The sequence below is a fragment of the Amycolatopsis coloradensis genome (assembly GCF_037997115.1).
Taxonomy (GTDB): domain Bacteria; phylum Actinomycetota; class Actinomycetes; order Mycobacteriales; family Pseudonocardiaceae; genus Amycolatopsis; species Amycolatopsis coloradensis_A.
The window spans coordinates 3645876-3660171 of sequence record NZ_CP150484.1; the positions used below are offsets into that span (position 1 = coordinate 3645876).

Sequence of the window (14296 nt, forward strand, 5' to 3'; positions counted from 1 at the left end):
GCAATGAGAGGCGGGATCATCCGGCGAGCTCCCATCCGATGGCGATGTGGTCATGGGTGGACAGGGCGGCGTGCCCGGCGGCGTCGAGGGTGGGTTCGCCGCGCAGGAACTCGTGCAGGTAGGAGTCCGGTTCGAGCCCGGCGCTGTAGAGGCAGGCTTCGCAGGTGCGGTGTGCCTTGGGCAGTTCCGCGTAGCCGGTCTCCCGGCATTCGCGGCAGGTGCGGCGGGCGGCCATCGCCTTCGCCAGCGCCTCCCGCCGGCCAGGGGTCATCGGCCGGACTGGCTTCGCGGCGTCGATGAGGTAGAGGTTGGCGTAGACGGTCTTCCCGGCCTTGCGGCACCGGAAGTACAGGAACGCCACCGGATCCTGACCACCCGGCCGTTTCCCCGACGCGCGCAGCTGGCGACGGGTGGCGAGCAAGTGCCGCGGTGCGGTGTTGCGCGACAGCAACGGTTTCCCGTACAGGCGGCCGCGCGTGTATTCCAAATCGGGCGACCACGGCACCGCCGCGAGCACCCACGGGTATTGACGTGCCATCGCTGTCCTCCCGGCCAGCACGGGCAGGGCCCGCGCAGCGGGTGGCTGCGCGGGCCCTGCAACGAACGACTGAAGGGGGCTACTTGCTGGCCTTGACCTTGGCGGCGATCTCCCGGGCGAGCGTGTTCTTGGTAACGGAGATCGTCTCGCCGCTGACGCTGATCGTGGCCGAGTCGATGGTGCTCTTGAGGTGCCCGGCCGCGCGCTTGCCCGCGATGGCCCACGCCTCAGCGGCGGTGCGCCTGACGCCGCCCTGCGTGGACTTGCTGCCCGTGACGGTCCACTCGAAACGGTTGTTCGCCATGATGGTGATTCCTTCCGGCGTGAGGATTCCGACCACGATCGCGGCCGCGGTGTGTGGGTTGGTGGTGCGATCGGCCCAGGGGGTTCAGGCCGCTTTTCCGGTGACGCGGCGGGGGTTGCGGCTCCCGGCGCGCAGGGAGGTGTCGATGACCCCGAAGTCCTTGGTCATCGATTCGGGGGTGTTCCAGGCGGTGACCGCGGCCTGAAGTTCGGCGCGGGCGTGGGCGACGTCGAGCAGCTCGGCACCGACGAGCTGACCGAGGGCGTAGGCGGCGGTCGACAACGCCCTGTTTCGCTGCCCTGACGGCGCCGCACGGACACGCTCGGCCTCGCCCTGCACCGCGCGTGCCACGTAGGCGGTCGGCGCCGCTACGGGCTTCTTCTTGCGCCCTGAGGCGGCCGTGGAGAGGGTTTTCAGCGAGGCCTGGACCAACCACCCCGGCAGTTCCGGCGGGTCGGTGTCGTCAAACAGCTCATAGGCCCCGTCTTGACGTACCGATCCCGGCGCGAGCGCGTAGCCACCCCAGCCGCGTGTGTCCACATGGGGCGCGATGTGCTTGACCGTGCAGGGAAGACGGCACCCGGGGGGTGTCGCGTACCAGAGCTGGCGGCCGCCGGTCGGGGTTGTGGTGGTCCACGCCTCCGGCAACGGCCCGCCCCGGCGGGCGGCCAGTGCTTGGAGTTCGTCCCAGCCGTCGGGCCCGGCCGGCTCCGCAGGTTTGCGGACGTCGCAGTCGATGACGTGCAGCCCGGACTTTCCGGGATAGACCGCGACGTTGTACGGCTCCCTCGACCACACCCGTTCGATCACCTCGGGGTCGGTGGTGGCCAGGGTTTCCGGGACCACGTGCCCGGCGCCGCACGGCCCTCGTCCCGGACAGCGCTCCTCGCGATGCCAGGCGGGCGGCCACTTCCGGCCCGGCATGATCGGGAACACGAACCACCCTCTGCCAGCCATCGTCAACGCGATGTCGAGGAGCGCGCGCCGTTGGGCGTCGTGCATCGGTCTGCCTCCTTTCGCCAGAACACATCCCGCTCCCAGTCAGGCCAGTCGTGCAGATACACCCCGAACCTCCGGGCCAGCGCGAACATCAGCTCGTCGACCAGCGCTCCGGCACGTCTCATTCCGGTGGCGCGCAGGAACGCGATGATCGGAAGACCGGTGGCGGAGGCGTAGAACTCGCGGTTGTTCCACGCCTCCGCGATCGCCCGGCCACACCTGTGCGCGACGACGGGATCGGCCTCGCGACGTGTGCTCAGCCACGCCGTGATGTCGGCGGCGCGGTATTTCCCCGTCTCACCCATGACCGGTGTTCACCAGCCCAGGTCAGAACGGCGGTTCGTCGGAGAAACCCGCCCCGCCCCCGGCGGGCGCGGCCGGCGCCGTCTCCCACGGCCCCGCACCGTTCCCGCCGCCCTGCGCGGTGGAGCGTTCGGCGCGGATCGCTTTGGCGGGGTGGAACTTCGTCGACACAGCGGCTTCGGTGACCTGCACGTCGAAGCCGTAGCGCTTCTCGCCGGTGGTCTTGTCGTTCCATTCCGACTGCCTGAGTTCTCCGGTGATCAGCAGCCGGTCGCCCTTGTGGCAGTGGTCGGCGATGTTCTCGCCCTGGCGACGCCACACGGTGCAGCGCAGGAACGTCGCCCCCGCGTCCTCCCACTCGCCGGTCTGCTTGTTCAAGCGGCGGTCGTTGGCGGCCAGAGTGAACGAGCACACCCCGGCCCCGGCCGGGGTGAACCGCATCTCGGGTTCGGCCACCAGGGTTCCGGCCATCGTGATCTCGGGAAGTCCAGCCATGACAGTGGTTCTCCTTCGGGTGCGGGCACGAACGCGCCCCGGCCAATCGAGGCCGGGGCGGGAGGTATTCGCGCGCGGTGTGCACGGGTATTCGGTTGTAGACGGAGCCGGTCGGCAGTGTTGGCAGATGAGGACGGATTTCCTATCACCGGGGCAGTCGTCTTTTCGAGTGACGTTTTCGCGCCGAAGGCCCGAAATCCTGATTAGAAGGGTGAGCGCTGACCAGCCCGGTCACCGCACGTTGGAAGGTGGTGTCGTGTGATGGCGTGTGTAGTGGGCCCGGTCCGGCCGCAGGCGGCAGGTTCGGCGGGGGTGCGTCGGGTCAGCAGCGGCGAAGCCTGGAGGCGATCGCGTCGTGCTCGGTCTGGTCGACGGTCATCTGGTAGCGGTGTTTCGTCTCGACCCAGCGGGCGAGGTAGCCGCACTTGTCCTTGCCGGGCAGCCATTTCGCGGGGTCGGAGTCGCCCTTGGACCGGTTCGACTTCGCGGTGACGGCGACCAGCACGCGCGGGTCGTTGGCGTAGCGGGTGCGGTCGGCGCGGGACCAGGTGCGGGTGCCGGAGCGGGCGGCTTCGGCGAGCGGCACCATGTGGTCGACGTCGCGGTGCCCTGGGTTTTGAGGATGTGTTCGCGGGCGTCGCAGGCGCCGGAGACTGGTTGCCAGTGCGGCCAGTCCGCCCGCCGGTACGGGTTGCCGGTGTCCTCGACGGCGACGCGCAGTTTCTCCAGCCGGGCGCGTACCGCGGCCGCGTCGATCTGGGTGGTGCTGCCGGGGCTGACGTCGGCGGCGACGGTGTCGGCGGGACGGGTTCTCGAGTTCTGGCATCCGGTCGGCGTGGCCGCGACGGCGGCGGCGAGGGCGAGGGCGAGGGTGCCGATGGTGCGGGCGATCACGCGGCCACCGCCAGAGCGTCGAGCGCGGCGACGTGCACGGCGCGGGCGGTGTCGATGTCGACCGCGCGCCAGACGATGACCGGGAACGCGCCGTCCTCGCCGGGTGCGGCGCGGCGCATCACCGGGTCGTCCTCACGCCAGGCGTGGGTGTAGGCGAACCACACCAGCCGGAACAGCGCGGCGTCGTCCCGGGTAGGCAGCGGCACCCCGATGTCGAGGGCGATGTCGGCGATGGCGTCGCGGGCGACGTCGGGCCGGGTGAAGCCGACCGCGAACACGCTGCCGTCGTCGAGGACCAGCACGGTGGGATGGCGGATACCCAGGCAGGCGAAAGCATCGGTGGCGGACAGGTCGGGCATGGGCAGGAACATGAAGAACCTCCTTGCGGTGATGGGTTTCGTCGGACCGGCGGGGCGACGGTGGCCTGCCGCCGGTCCGACGGACGGTGTGTGGTGAAGGGCCCGCAGCGGGCCCTATCGGGGACAGCCGGGTCAGATGGAGATCCGGCCGTCGCGGACCAGGACCGGGGCCTGCCGGAGGATCTGCGACCAGCGTGGCGCGATGCGTTTGCAGGCCAGCGAGCGCGCGGTGCTTTCCGAAGGGGGCTTCTTCATGCCGCGTGCGACGTGCTTGAAGTTTCCGATGTCGTAGGAGGCGTGGCCGCGTTTGGCGCGTCCGTGTCCGTTGGCCTTGCGCCAGCGGTCTTCGGCCTCGAACCCGGCCCAGCACCCGACGCTGTACGCCAGCGCCAGCTCCGGGCCCCAGTCCTTCTCGCGGTACGTGAACTTCACGTGGCCTTCGTCGCCCTTGTGCCGGATCTCGGTGATGGTCAGCCCGCCGTCCTTCCAGACCCACGCGTGAGCCAGTTCGTGCACCGCGATCGCGAGCTGGTGCGGGTCTTCCGGGTCGCGTTTCGCCTCGAACAGCAAGACCATGACCAAACCTCCAAACGGTTACGTCGAGTAGCCGCCGGTGATGCACGACAGCGCCCGGCGGGAAGTGAGAAGCGAGTGAGACGGCAAGTGAGGCCGGGAAGGGGAAGTGGAAATCCACTTCCCCTTCCACTTGGCGACCTCACTTGCCCTGATCAGGCACGATGATCGGAAAAGTGGAGAAGTGATGAAGTGGCCCGGCCCCGCGACGGGGCCGGATCGGCCCGGTTTCACGTCCTGGTGAGGGTGTGTCCTGGGCTCACTTCTCCAGTTCGCGCTGTGCGAGCGCTTCGACCACCTGACGGTTACGTACGGTGAGAACTCCGTCTTTGAAGCGGACCGGGACACGGACCTTGTCCAGGGCCTCACGGACCTTCTCCGCGCTCAGCCCGGCGTAGGGCTGGTAGCCAGGGGCCAGTTCACGCAGGCGGGCGCCGACGTCGGTGGCCTTGACGTCGCCCCCGGCCAGCACCTCAGCCACATCCGCCAGCAGATCCCGCACTATCGGGGCCTCGACCTGCGGTTTTCCGGTCTTGGCGCCCCGGATGGCGACGGCGCGGTTGATCACGGTGACGGAGTCGTCACCGTCGATGAAGTGCGTGCGCACGGTCATCGACGGCTGCCCGGGAGGCAGCGGAACCCCTTCCCCGGACACCACCAACGTGCCTTTGTCCAGGCCAGAGCGCAGTTCGTGCGGTGCGGCCCCACCGTCAACGGCCTTGTCCCCGAGAGCCATCCGGGACTGGGACTCGGTTCCCAGCGCCAGCGCCGCGCGGATGTGCGCGCCCTCGCGGACCAGCTTGGGCAGGTTGTCGTTGGTGGGATCCTGGGTTCCCTGCCACAGCACGACGTTCACCGCGCGCCCCTGGTTGTGGATCTTGCGGGCGGCCATGAAGTACCGTGATTTGCTGGTCTGCCCGCCGTAGGGGTTGTTCTGCTCGTCCTTGGCGGGATTCATGAACGCTTGCTGCGCCTCGTCGACCAGCAGCACGATCGGCGCGAACGGCCCGCCGGGTTTGGCCAGCTCACGGGGCACACCGTTGCGGTATTTGTCGCCGTCGAAGGCCATCAGGCGGCGCTCCATCTCCTTCACACCCCACTCCAGCATTTCGGTGGCCTGGATGCAGTGCGCGTCGGTGGGGCCTTCGATCAGTTCCTCGGCGACCGGTTTGAACATCCGCCAGTCACCGATGCCCTTGAGGTCGGCGATGTAGAGCTGCACCGACGGGTCCAGGGCCAGCCACAACGCCAGCGCCCGCAGGGACGCGGTCTTGCCCTGCTTGGACAGGCCGGTGACCAGCAGGTGGCATTGCAGCAGCGCCATGAGCACCGCGTCCCCGCGCAGGTCCATGCCCCACGGGACGCGTCCGGTGTACAGGTCGGCGGTGAGGGTCGGGTCCGTGACCAGCGGAGACGGCCCGATCGGCTTGTCCAGTTCCCCGGAGTCGGCCGCCCACACCCGCACTGTGCGCGGCGCGGGCGGGGTGGTCAGGAACACCTCGTGTTCGTGGCGTCCCATGTTCTCGGCGAACTTCCGCCGCTTGCGCTTGACCTCCTCGGTGTCCACCCCGGACGGCAGGTGGATGTCGAACTCGACACCGCAGCCGGCCAGCCGGATCGGGGACAGCATCGCCGCGCCGCCGTCCTCCATCGCCTCGATTTTCTTGCGTAGCTCGGAAATCCGCAGGTCACGCAGGGCGGTGACCACGATGGACGGGGTGATCACCACGTCGTCGAGGTTGCGCTGCGAGGCCGGGCGGAACAGGTCCGGGACGGCCTGAGAGGTGCGGCCCAGGTTCCACAGCCAGGTCACCACCCCGGCGGTGACGCCGGTGACCAGCAGCGCGCCGTAGGTGATGACGAACCAGACCGCGAACGCGATCGCGTCGACCACCGCGGTGATCGGGCCCAGGAACTCGCCCTTGCCGCCGACCCACAGGATCAGGCCCAGCACCAGCAGCAGCACCGCCGCGCACACGGTGACCGCGCCCGCGGCCTTCGCCAGCTGCCACGGGGACCGGATCCAGTCCATCGCCCGGTCGTGACGGCGCGCTTTCTCCGCCACGTCGCGGGCCTCCCAGTCCGCGAGCTTGTCGTGATCCCCGGCCAGCTCGGCCGCCCGCATCATCCGCTCATAGCGGCTCGATCCGTGCGTGTCGCGCCATCGCTTGAGCGCCACCCCCGCCCCGAGCGTCGGGTAGACCAGCGCGTTGCGGCCGACGAACTTGAGCGTGGACACCGTCCGGTCGTGGGCGACCGCCGTGCGGGTGGTGCGGGCCAGCCACGCGGCCTGTTTGCGGTAGTCGGCGTAGCGCCACTCGCGCTGTGCTTTCTGGTCGGTAAGCAGCCGGTACTCGTACTCGGAGATGATGCGCCCCTCCACGACCTGAGGCGCGGACTCGTCACCGGCCGAGGTGGTGGACTCGTGCTGGTCGGGACAGGTGCGCAGCGGATGCACGGTGGCCAGCTCGCTCGCCGTGGAGACGGACTCCCGCGCGGACTCGGAACCGGTCGCGGCGACGGTCTCGGGCGTGGACTCGGGGCGGTCGTTGTGGTCGGTGGGGTTCATCGCGAATAGCCCTTTCGGTGCGGACTCGTGCAGCACCGGGCAGGACCGAACCCGCACCGGGAGGTGGGGTCGGCCCTGCCCGGTGACTGTGCGGGAGGGTGGTCAGGCATCACCGCCGGACGGGCGGTTCAGGTACTCGTCACGCAGCTGGTTGGCGTACTTCTTCGCGCACTTGAGGGTGCGCATGATCGACGCGCCGTTGCCGGGGTCGAACCCCTCCGGTGGCGACGCGAGCGCCTTCTGAAACTCGGCGCGCAGTGCCGTGATGTCCCGGCGCTTGGGTTCCGGGATCGTCGCCCGCGCCGAGCGTTTCGCCGGAGTGCTCCGCCGAGCCGGGGCGGCCCGGACGGCGGCCGGCTTCTCCGTCGCCGGTTCGGTGGCCGTCACCGCGGTCGCGGCGCCAGGTTCCGGGTCGTCGAGGTCGATGGTCAGCTCCCGGAACGCGGCTAGCAGCCGGGGCAGCGCGCGGACCACGGCCATCGCGACGATGGGCCCGAGGATGTGCAGCACCAGCGACGACACCGTGAACTGCTCCGTGATGCCGGGCAGGTGCGGCCAGGCGTTCATCCCCAGGGTGAGGGACAGGAACACCCACTCGGCGCGGTCGAGGCCCTTGTCGGCCACCTCGTGGCCTCGGGTGGCGAGGTAGGCCTTGCCGCCGACGACCATCAGCAGCGCCAGGCTGCAGAACGGTTCGACCAGCCACGCGAACCACCACGACGGCGACCACTTCGGCGCGCCTTCGGCGGCGAACACCTGGACTCCGGCGGTCGACCAGGCCAGCGCGAGCACCAGCGACACCAGCGCCAGCCTGGTGATCAGCCGGACCATCCGCGCGTCGCGGTAGGCCAGCACCCGCGGGTCCCGGTCGAGCTTCCACAACCTTGCGGCCTCCACGACCGCCTTGCGGCGGGCGCGGACCTTGTCGGAGGTGACCTCGAACGGCGCGTCGTCGTGCTCCAGCGTCAGCAGCTGGTGCGCTTCGGCGTGTTCGGCGATCCGCCGCTGCACTCGCCGCGTCGAGCCGGGCCGCCGACGAACCGGCCCCGCCACCTCGGGGGTGGCGGGGCCGATGTCAGGGATCTTCTCGTCGGGCACGGGCGGATCCGGCGGGGCGGTGGTGGCGGGTTGGGCGGCGACGTCGGCCAGGTGTTTCTCCAGCGCGGCGAGCCCGGCGGAGAACTCCGGGTCCCCGTTGTCCCCGCCGTCGTGGTGGTCGAGGTTCGTCGTGGTCATCGGTGTGCCTCCTTCCGTTCAGGGCTCCCAGCTGTCTCGGCCTGGTCGCCGTCGCCGGTGGCCTGCTGGTCGTGGCCGGGTGGTGCGGTGGGCAACGCGGGCGGGTCGGCGCTGGTGATCGAGGTGCGGGCGGTGCGGGTCGTGCGCCGCAGCCGCAGTTCGCTGGCCACCCACGCCGCTGCACCCGGTGCCGCCAGCAGGCACAGCCACGGCGACCAGACCGCCCCGCCGATCAACGGAGCACCGACGCCGGCCAGCTCCCCGGCGTGCGTGGCCGCCCACGCCACCGCCTTCTCCTGCCTGGTCCGGCAGGTTCGTTCCTGCTCAGCCATGGCGCCACCCCCTTCCCTCGTCCGGCCCGCCGAACGGCGGCTGCGGTTGTTCCGGCGGGACGATCCAGCCCCGCACGACCCCCGTGCGGAACCTCAGCCACCGCCAGGTGTTCCAGGCCAGCCACAGCACGACGGTCCGGACCGGCCAGACCAGCCAGAAACCGTTCAGGATCAGCAGGTCCAGGCCCAGCAGCGCCAGCGCGACGATGAGGTTGCGGCGGATCGCGTAGCCCGCGTCGCCCAGCGCCGTCACGCGCCACGCCTCCACATAGGACAGATAGGGATTACGTCCGAACACGTGCGTGCTCCCAGCTCCCCGCCATCGTGGTGGCGGGGTCGTAGTAGTGGTTGATCGGCCCGCGCGGCGGGGTCGTGATCTGCCGGGTGGTGTAGCCGTCCAGCTCACCGATCACCCCGGCCAGGATCCGCACCAGCAGCACCAGCGGGATCCGGACCAGATGCAGCGTCAGGAACACCGCGAACGCGGCGAACACCTTGCACAGCGCCCAGGTTCCGTTGCGCTCCAGCAGCATCCGCAGCAGCGCCATCGTCGGGTTCAGCGCCAGCGCGTCCGGTGTGGACGGACGCGCGCCACCCGGGGTCATGAGTCCCACCCACCCTTCGGGGTGGCCTCGCGCAGGGCGGTGAGGATCTCGACGGCGCGGCCCGAGGTCACCGGGCGACCGTCCTGGTCGATCGGCCCGGTGTAGCCGGATTCGCGCAAGTCGAAGAACCGGCTGTCCGCCGCGCTTTCGGGCTTCCCGTCGAAACGGCGGCTCCTGTTGGCGGTCATGGTCAGCACTCCTTCCCCGCCACGGCGATCCAGCACTCGATCACCTGGTCCAGCGGCACGCTCGTGTCGAGCTGGTGGGCGTAGTGGGCGGCGAGGTCGCTCTGTACCTCGTCCTTGGTGGTGTGGCCGTCGTTGAGCGCGTACTCGATGTCGTTCACGAGCCGCACGGCAAGGTCGACGGGGATGTCGAAGCGATCCGCGATGGTGGCAGCACTTGATGGTGTGAACACTGGTGTTTCCCTTCCACAGAGCGGATAGCGGGTTCGGGTCAGCGGCGCCGGGGCGGGCGGTTGATGGTGGCGACCTTGGCGCGGCCGCGTTCGACGTCCTGGCGGCCGGTGTAGCGGCCCAGGTGGTCGACGGTGGTGGTGTGGCTGACGCCGGTCGGCAGGCCGTCCGGGCCGATCAGGACGACGTTGATCGTGTCGCCGGGCTGGACAATGCCGGACATGTCGCCGATCGTGCGGGTCACGCGTCCTCACCCGCCAGCAGCGCCAACTCGACGTCGAGGTCGAGGACTTCGCTGCCCTCCGGCACGAGCTGTTCGGCCTCGTCCAGCAGCCGGTCGACGTCGGCGCGCGGCAGGCGCAGGATCGCGTGCCCGGACGGGGAATCCAGCTCCACCAGCACGTGCGAGCCGTGCGCGGTGATCTGGACGTCGCCGTCGCCGACCGGGTCGAGCGTCGCCCCGCCGGCCACCATCGCGTCGGTGAGCAGGGACCGGGCGAACACCCACGGCACCCAGTTGTCGTCGCCGGTGCGCACGGTCAGCGTGACCGCCCACGGGTCATCGACATCGAAAGCAAGATTCGCGCGGGTGGTGGCCAGGACCATCTCCAGGTCCATCGCCATCACCTCAGCCCACGTGGGGACCATCGCGATCGGTAGCATGGGAAACCCTTCCTGTTGATGGCCGCCCTGCTGGGCGGCGTGGGTTGGTGGGAAGGCCCGGCCCGGTGGCGCGTTCTTGGCGGGATGAACCACCGGGCCGGGACCCTGTTCAGCGGGCGGACACGTTGCCGGGTGTGCCGTTCGCTGTGCGGCGAGTTCCGGCTAGCTGTCGAGGATTCGGCTGGTGATGATCCGGCGGCACGTCCCGCTTCCGCAGTGGCCGTATCCGGCGTGGAGCCTCTTGCCCTTGCGGCCACAGCCGCCGTAGCAGACCTTCCGCGACGTGGCGCCCGGATCCACCGGCTTGCTCCGGTCCTTCGCGACGAAGTCGGCGGCCTTGTCCAGCGTGCTGAAGAGACCCATGGCGATTCCTCCTGTACTCGATGTGGGTTGGTGGTGGTGTTTCTCCCGGGGCGCGGCGCGTTCGTGGCGGGATGAACCGCGCCCCAGAGGTGGTGGTGCGACTACGTTCGGTGTGATCAGCCGTGGGGTACGGGCGAGTCGTACTCGTCTCGGGTGGCTCCGCAGCGGCATTCCCAGCGGACGATGGTGGGAGTGATCTGCGACCCGCCGTCGAGGGTGTGCACGTGTTTCGGGTCGTCGGCGTAGGAATTGATCGACACGGGTGAGCGGTCGGGCTTGGTCCAGTTGTTCTTGAACTTTCCGGGCATGGCGCCCTCCTTTCAGGGCAGGGATTGCTGGCTGGAACGGTGTTGGTTCAGCGGCCGACGCCGGTGGCGCGCACGGCGTCGGCGAGGATGTCGGCGTGGTCGAACGCGAACCGGCCACTGCGGGCCATCTGGACGGCGACGTCGAGCGGAATCCAGGACGCGGCGGCAGCGTCGTCGGCGGCGACCGGGGCGGGCATCGTCGGCAGCACCGCGGTGTAGGCGACACCGACGTAGCGGCCGCGTGGGTCCCGGTCCGGGGTGTCGTAGACGTCGACCAGCCGGAGCGGGATCCGGCCGAGGTCAAGGCCGGTTTCCTCGACCGCTTCACGTTTCGCGGCCGCCAGCGCGGTCTCCCCGGCGTCGACGTGCCCGCCCGGGAACGCGGCCTTGCCCTGGTGCGGGTCCCAGCCGCGTTCGATCAGCAGCACGTGCGGCACACCGTTGCGGTGGGCGAACAACACCACATCGGCCGCGTAGAAGACCGGTGCGCGGCGGTCGAGCCGGGTCGCGACCCGACCGGCCAGCGCGGCTGCCCAGTACCTCATCCTCGCCATGATCTGACTCCTTCCATAGTGGACAGTGCGGATTGCTGTGTTGCGGGGCCGGATCAGGCTCCGACCGGGGACGGCGATGTCAGAGTCGACCCGCTTGCCGCAAGACCCAGGAGACGAACTTGGCCTGGGCACTGGGGTTTCGTGAGCCGAGGAAGCCTTGGCGGCTCTTGGTGATGTCGGCGGGACCGAGTCCGGCGTCGTAGGAGTCCGTGATGCTGTTCATCGCCATCACGACCTGGTGCAGCCCCATCCCGGTCTTGGTGATTCCTTCCCGGACGGCCTTGTGGTTACTGTCGAAAACCGGTCGCACGATGTCCTCCTGGTTGTTGGTCAAGGGAGAAGAGCTGGCAGGGATGGGGTTCAGCGATTGGTGCGCCGGTAGGCGTCGGCGATCGCGGTGGCGGTGCGGACCACGCGGTCGGTGTAGCCGCGCTGGTGGAGGTGTGTGGCCAGCGAGTCCAGGACGGCGGCCCGGCCGGCGAGGCTGCCCGGCTTGGCGTAAGTGCTGAGCAGGTAGACCGTCCAGTTGTCGGCCTCCAGCCCGTACCCGCCGAACCGGTAGCTGCGGCCGTGGTCGGCGGCGTGTTCAGCGGTGGCGACCATCCCGGCCAGATCAGCGACCCACAGGTGCCCTTGGATCCGGTCCTGGACTGCGCTGTCGTCCAGCAGCCGGGAGCCGAGCGGGACCAGCTCCGCCAGGTAGTGCTCTTCACCTGCCAGCCAGTTCAGCGCGGCGATCCGGTCGCATCCGGTGCTGGCCCCGGGCAGGTAGTCCGTGGTGATCCGGCTGGATCGGCGGTCAGCGTCCCGGTAGGCGCGGGTCGCGGCCCGGATCGGTTCGTCGCGACGGAAACGGAGTCGCATCACGCCACCGCCCGTCCAGCCGTGGCGGGCACCGTGGCCCCGGCCAGCAGCCCGACCACGTAGGACACGAACGCCTTCTGGGCACAGGGGTGCACCTGGTCGGTCTGAGGATCGCGCAGCGTGGTCCGCAGCCACAGCGTGAGCCGCGCGACCGACCAGCCCTGACGGCGTCGCTTCGCGATCGCGTCCACCAGCTTTTCGACGAACACCGCCCGCACCCGGGGTGCGCGGGTCGCGGCCTGCCGCGCCACCTGGTTCGGCACCACCGCGAGCACCGTCGACACCGGGCGCTGGGACCGCGTCCGGCGGGCCGTGGCCTCGTCGGCCTCGTGCCGGGCCAGCGCCCGGACCTGCGAGGCGACGTCCTGGTAGACCCGGGCGCGGCGGCGCATCACCGGCTCCGACGTGCCCTTGAGCAGGACGCGGGCGTTCGCGGTCAGCTGGCCGGCCAGCCGCTCGAACCGGCGCACCACCAGCGCCTCGACATCGCCGTCGCGCAGCGGCACCACCAGCGGGTTGCCCGCGGCCTGCTCCACCTCGACCTCGACCAGCGCCGCCAGCTGGGCGGCCACGTCCCGGTAGACCGTCGAGCGCAGCGCCACGACCTCGCCGGGCAGCCCGGAGGCCTCCAACACGGTCGCGTTGCGGGTCAGCAGGGCGGCCAGGTCACGGAACCGGGCGGTGATCGTGGTGGCCGGGTCGGCGTATCCAGGCATGGCGGTACCTCCACAACAATGCGAGAAAGCGAGAAATAGCGGGAAAAGTGAGCGGAAAGTCAGCTCAGAAGCTCGTGCGGCGAACGGTCACCAGCAGCGGGATCAGCCGCATGGCCTGCACACCGTGCGGACCGGAAATCTGGGAGCGGAGCGCGGTCTCCGTGGCCTCCAGCCACTCCCGGCACCGCGACGCCGGGGCACTCTTCGGCGGCATCGACGCGAACAGACCAGCGAACGCGGCCGGAACGAACAGGCGGCCCATCACGCCACCTCGCCGAAGTCGTACAGCTCGACGGCCGACGTCGACATGCCCCGGTTAGCGAGCGGGAGCGGGATCACCGGCGCCGGGGTAATCGCCACCTCGAACTCCGCCAGCGAACGCGTCTCGAAGTCGAACTCAGGCAGGTCGAACACCTCATACCCCCAGCCCGCCGGGGCAAAGGAATCCATCGCCAACGCGTCGTAGTCCAGGCCATCCGCCGCGGCCTCGATCTGGCGGCGGGTCGGTCGTGCAGTCCTCATCGGAAGTTCCCTTCGTCGTACTGACATAAAGCAGATTAGAGCGATATATAGCAGTTGTCTCTAGACCGTTAGAGTGATCTAGGTCGGTATGGGTCGGTCCAGATAGGATGTGCGCATGACCGCCAAGTACGAGCAATTCGCGGAGACGATCCGGCGCAGGATTCGCAGCGGTGAGCTGCAACCTGGCGAAATGCTGCCTGGCTACCGCGTCCTCGCGGAGCAGGTGGAGGGGTTCTCGACAGGGACTGTGCAAAAGGCCTTACAGGTCCTGTCGAGTGAGGGCTGGCTGTCGGCGACCCCTGCCGTTGGCTATTTCGTCAACGAGCCCCCGTCAGGGACTCAGGACGCCGTGGACATCGCGAGCGAGCTAGCCGCTCTCAAGGTGATGGTCGGCGAGTTGGCTGAGCGCGTCGGACGACTCGAAGCTGGTGCTACCCATTCCTGAGCGAGCGGAAGAAAGTGACCAGGGAGTCGATCACGCCTTCCCCGCCGTCAATGGCGTCGTTGGCGACGTCTGCGGACTCCCCGGGCGCTTTGAGAACCATCATGATGACCGCGCCGATGATCGCCGCGATAACGAGCTTCTTGAGGATTCCGGCGCCGGTCTTGAAGTTGAAGGGGTTGTTCTTGCTGGACATGTCCGCCTCCTGGCGATTCGGTTGGAGTTCGTTGCTTGCTGTCTG

Annotated in this window: 27 protein-coding genes; 1 reads left to right on the plus strand and 26 read right to left on the minus strand. The window is 69.5% G+C overall.

Annotated features, from left to right (window positions below; all coding sequences use genetic code 11):
* Positions 1-16: 16 nt before the first annotated feature.
* From LCL61_RS17460 to LCL61_RS17580, 25 genes are all read right to left on the minus strand, one after another.
* Complete coding sequence (locus LCL61_RS17460) at positions 17-538, minus strand: RRQRL motif-containing zinc-binding protein (RefSeq protein ID WP_340687787.1); 522 nt, start codon at positions 536-538, stop codon at positions 17-19.
* A 79-nt stretch (positions 539-617) separates the two neighbouring features.
* Entirely contained in the window at positions 618-842 is a 225-nt protein-coding gene (locus LCL61_RS17465) for a hypothetical protein (RefSeq protein ID WP_340687788.1), read from the minus strand.
* Between the two features lie 84 nt (positions 843-926).
* Positions 927-1844, minus strand: a complete 918-nt coding sequence (locus tag LCL61_RS17470) for a bifunctional DNA primase/polymerase (RefSeq protein WP_340687789.1) — start codon at positions 1842-1844, stop codon at positions 927-929.
* Complete coding sequence (locus LCL61_RS17475) at positions 1802-2146, minus strand: hypothetical protein (protein WP_340687790.1); 345 nt, start codon at positions 2144-2146, stop codon at positions 1802-1804. Before LCL61_RS17475 ends, LCL61_RS17470 begins: the two co-directional genes overlap by 43 nt.
* Before the next feature lie 22 nt (positions 2147-2168).
* Complete coding sequence (ssb, locus tag LCL61_RS17480; RefSeq protein ID WP_340687791.1) at positions 2169-2639, minus strand: single-stranded DNA-binding protein; 471 nt, start codon at positions 2637-2639, stop codon at positions 2169-2171.
* A gap of 322 nt (positions 2640-2961) precedes the next feature.
* A complete protein-coding gene (locus tag LCL61_RS17485) occupies positions 2962-3228 on the minus strand; it encodes a GmrSD restriction endonuclease domain-containing protein (RefSeq protein WP_340687792.1) in 267 nt (88 codons plus the stop codon).
* 301 nt (positions 3229-3529) lie between these two features.
* Positions 3530-3904 (minus strand): hypothetical protein, encoded by a 375-nt coding sequence (locus tag LCL61_RS17490; protein WP_340687793.1) that lies wholly within the window; start codon positions 3902-3904, stop codon positions 3530-3532.
* A 120-nt stretch (positions 3905-4024) separates the two neighbouring features.
* On the minus strand, positions 4025-4468 hold the full coding sequence (locus tag LCL61_RS17495) for a hypothetical protein (protein WP_340687794.1): 444 nt from the start codon (positions 4466-4468) through the stop codon (positions 4025-4027).
* A 256-nt stretch (positions 4469-4724) separates the two neighbouring features.
* Complete coding sequence (locus tag LCL61_RS17500; RefSeq protein WP_340687795.1) at positions 4725-7034, minus strand: FtsK/SpoIIIE domain-containing protein; 2310 nt, start codon at positions 7032-7034, stop codon at positions 4725-4727.
* Positions 7035-7136: 102 nt separating this feature from the next.
* A complete protein-coding gene (locus LCL61_RS17505; protein WP_340687796.1) occupies positions 7137-8270 on the minus strand; it encodes a conjugal transfer protein TraI in 1134 nt (377 codons plus the stop codon).
* Entirely contained in the window at positions 8267-8602 is a 336-nt protein-coding gene (locus LCL61_RS17510; protein WP_340687797.1) for a conjugal transfer protein TraH, read from the minus strand. Before LCL61_RS17510 ends, LCL61_RS17505 begins: the two co-directional genes overlap by 4 nt.
* Positions 8595-8900: a hypothetical protein gene (locus LCL61_RS17515; protein ID WP_340687798.1), complete on the minus strand. Its 306-nt coding sequence runs from the start codon at positions 8898-8900 to the stop codon at positions 8595-8597. The genes LCL61_RS17510 and LCL61_RS17515 overlap by 8 nt, the downstream gene beginning before the upstream one ends.
* Positions 8887-9207, minus strand: coding sequence for a hypothetical protein (locus tag LCL61_RS17520; RefSeq protein WP_340687799.1), 321 nt, complete (start codon positions 9205-9207; stop codon positions 8887-8889). The genes LCL61_RS17515 and LCL61_RS17520 overlap by 14 nt, the downstream gene beginning before the upstream one ends.
* Positions 9204-9395: a hypothetical protein gene (locus LCL61_RS17525; protein WP_340687800.1), complete on the minus strand. Its 192-nt coding sequence runs from the start codon at positions 9393-9395 to the stop codon at positions 9204-9206. Before LCL61_RS17525 ends, LCL61_RS17520 begins: the two co-directional genes overlap by 4 nt.
* A 2-nt stretch (positions 9396-9397) precedes the next feature.
* Complete coding sequence (locus tag LCL61_RS17530; protein ID WP_340687801.1) at positions 9398-9625, minus strand: hypothetical protein; 228 nt, start codon at positions 9623-9625, stop codon at positions 9398-9400.
* A 38-nt stretch (positions 9626-9663) separates the two neighbouring features.
* Entirely contained in the window at positions 9664-9867 is a 204-nt protein-coding gene (locus LCL61_RS17535; RefSeq protein ID WP_340687802.1) for a hypothetical protein, read from the minus strand.
* Positions 9864-10241 (minus strand): SsgA family sporulation/cell division regulator, encoded by a 378-nt coding sequence (locus LCL61_RS17540; RefSeq protein ID WP_340687803.1) that lies wholly within the window; start codon positions 10239-10241, stop codon positions 9864-9866. Before LCL61_RS17540 ends, LCL61_RS17535 begins: the two co-directional genes overlap by 4 nt.
* A gap of 207 nt (positions 10242-10448) precedes the next feature.
* Positions 10449-10649, minus strand: a complete 201-nt coding sequence (locus LCL61_RS17545; RefSeq protein ID WP_340687804.1) for a hypothetical protein — start codon at positions 10647-10649, stop codon at positions 10449-10451.
* A gap of 116 nt (positions 10650-10765) precedes the next feature.
* Positions 10766-10957 carry a hypothetical protein gene (locus tag LCL61_RS17550; RefSeq protein WP_340687805.1) on the minus strand — a complete coding sequence of 64 codons (192 nt, stop codon included), beginning with the start codon at positions 10955-10957 and terminating at the stop codon, positions 10766-10768.
* Positions 10958-11004: 47 nt separating this feature from the next.
* Positions 11005-11511, minus strand: coding sequence for an NUDIX hydrolase (locus LCL61_RS17555; RefSeq protein WP_340687806.1), 507 nt, complete (start codon positions 11509-11511; stop codon positions 11005-11007).
* A 79-nt stretch (positions 11512-11590) separates the two neighbouring features.
* Positions 11591-11821: a hypothetical protein gene (locus LCL61_RS17560; protein WP_340687807.1), complete on the minus strand. Its 231-nt coding sequence runs from the start codon at positions 11819-11821 to the stop codon at positions 11591-11593.
* Between the two features lie 50 nt (positions 11822-11871).
* Positions 11872-12375 (minus strand): hypothetical protein, encoded by a 504-nt coding sequence (locus LCL61_RS17565; RefSeq protein ID WP_340687808.1) that lies wholly within the window; start codon positions 12373-12375, stop codon positions 11872-11874.
* Positions 12375-13091, minus strand: a complete 717-nt coding sequence (locus LCL61_RS17570) for a hypothetical protein (RefSeq protein ID WP_340687809.1) — start codon at positions 13089-13091, stop codon at positions 12375-12377. Before LCL61_RS17570 ends, LCL61_RS17565 begins: the two co-directional genes overlap by 1 nt.
* Positions 13092-13155: 64 nt before the next feature.
* Positions 13156-13353, minus strand: coding sequence for a hypothetical protein (locus LCL61_RS17575; RefSeq protein WP_340687810.1), 198 nt, complete (start codon positions 13351-13353; stop codon positions 13156-13158).
* Positions 13353-13613 carry a hypothetical protein gene (locus LCL61_RS17580; protein ID WP_340687811.1) on the minus strand — a complete coding sequence of 87 codons (261 nt, stop codon included), beginning with the start codon at positions 13611-13613 and terminating at the stop codon, positions 13353-13355. Before LCL61_RS17580 ends, LCL61_RS17575 begins: the two co-directional genes overlap by 1 nt.
* Before the next feature lie 115 nt (positions 13614-13728).
* On the opposite strand from LCL61_RS17580, the gene LCL61_RS17585 reads away from it, so the two are divergent.
* Complete coding sequence (locus LCL61_RS17585) at positions 13729-14058, plus strand: winged helix-turn-helix domain-containing protein (RefSeq protein WP_340687812.1); 330 nt, start codon at positions 13729-13731, stop codon at positions 14056-14058.
* Here LCL61_RS17585 and LCL61_RS17590 read toward each other — a convergent pair.
* Positions 14045-14251, minus strand: coding sequence for a hypothetical protein (locus LCL61_RS17590; protein ID WP_340687813.1), 207 nt, complete (start codon positions 14249-14251; stop codon positions 14045-14047). The genes LCL61_RS17585 and LCL61_RS17590 overlap by 14 nt on opposite strands.
* Positions 14252-14296: the final 45 nt, after the last annotated feature.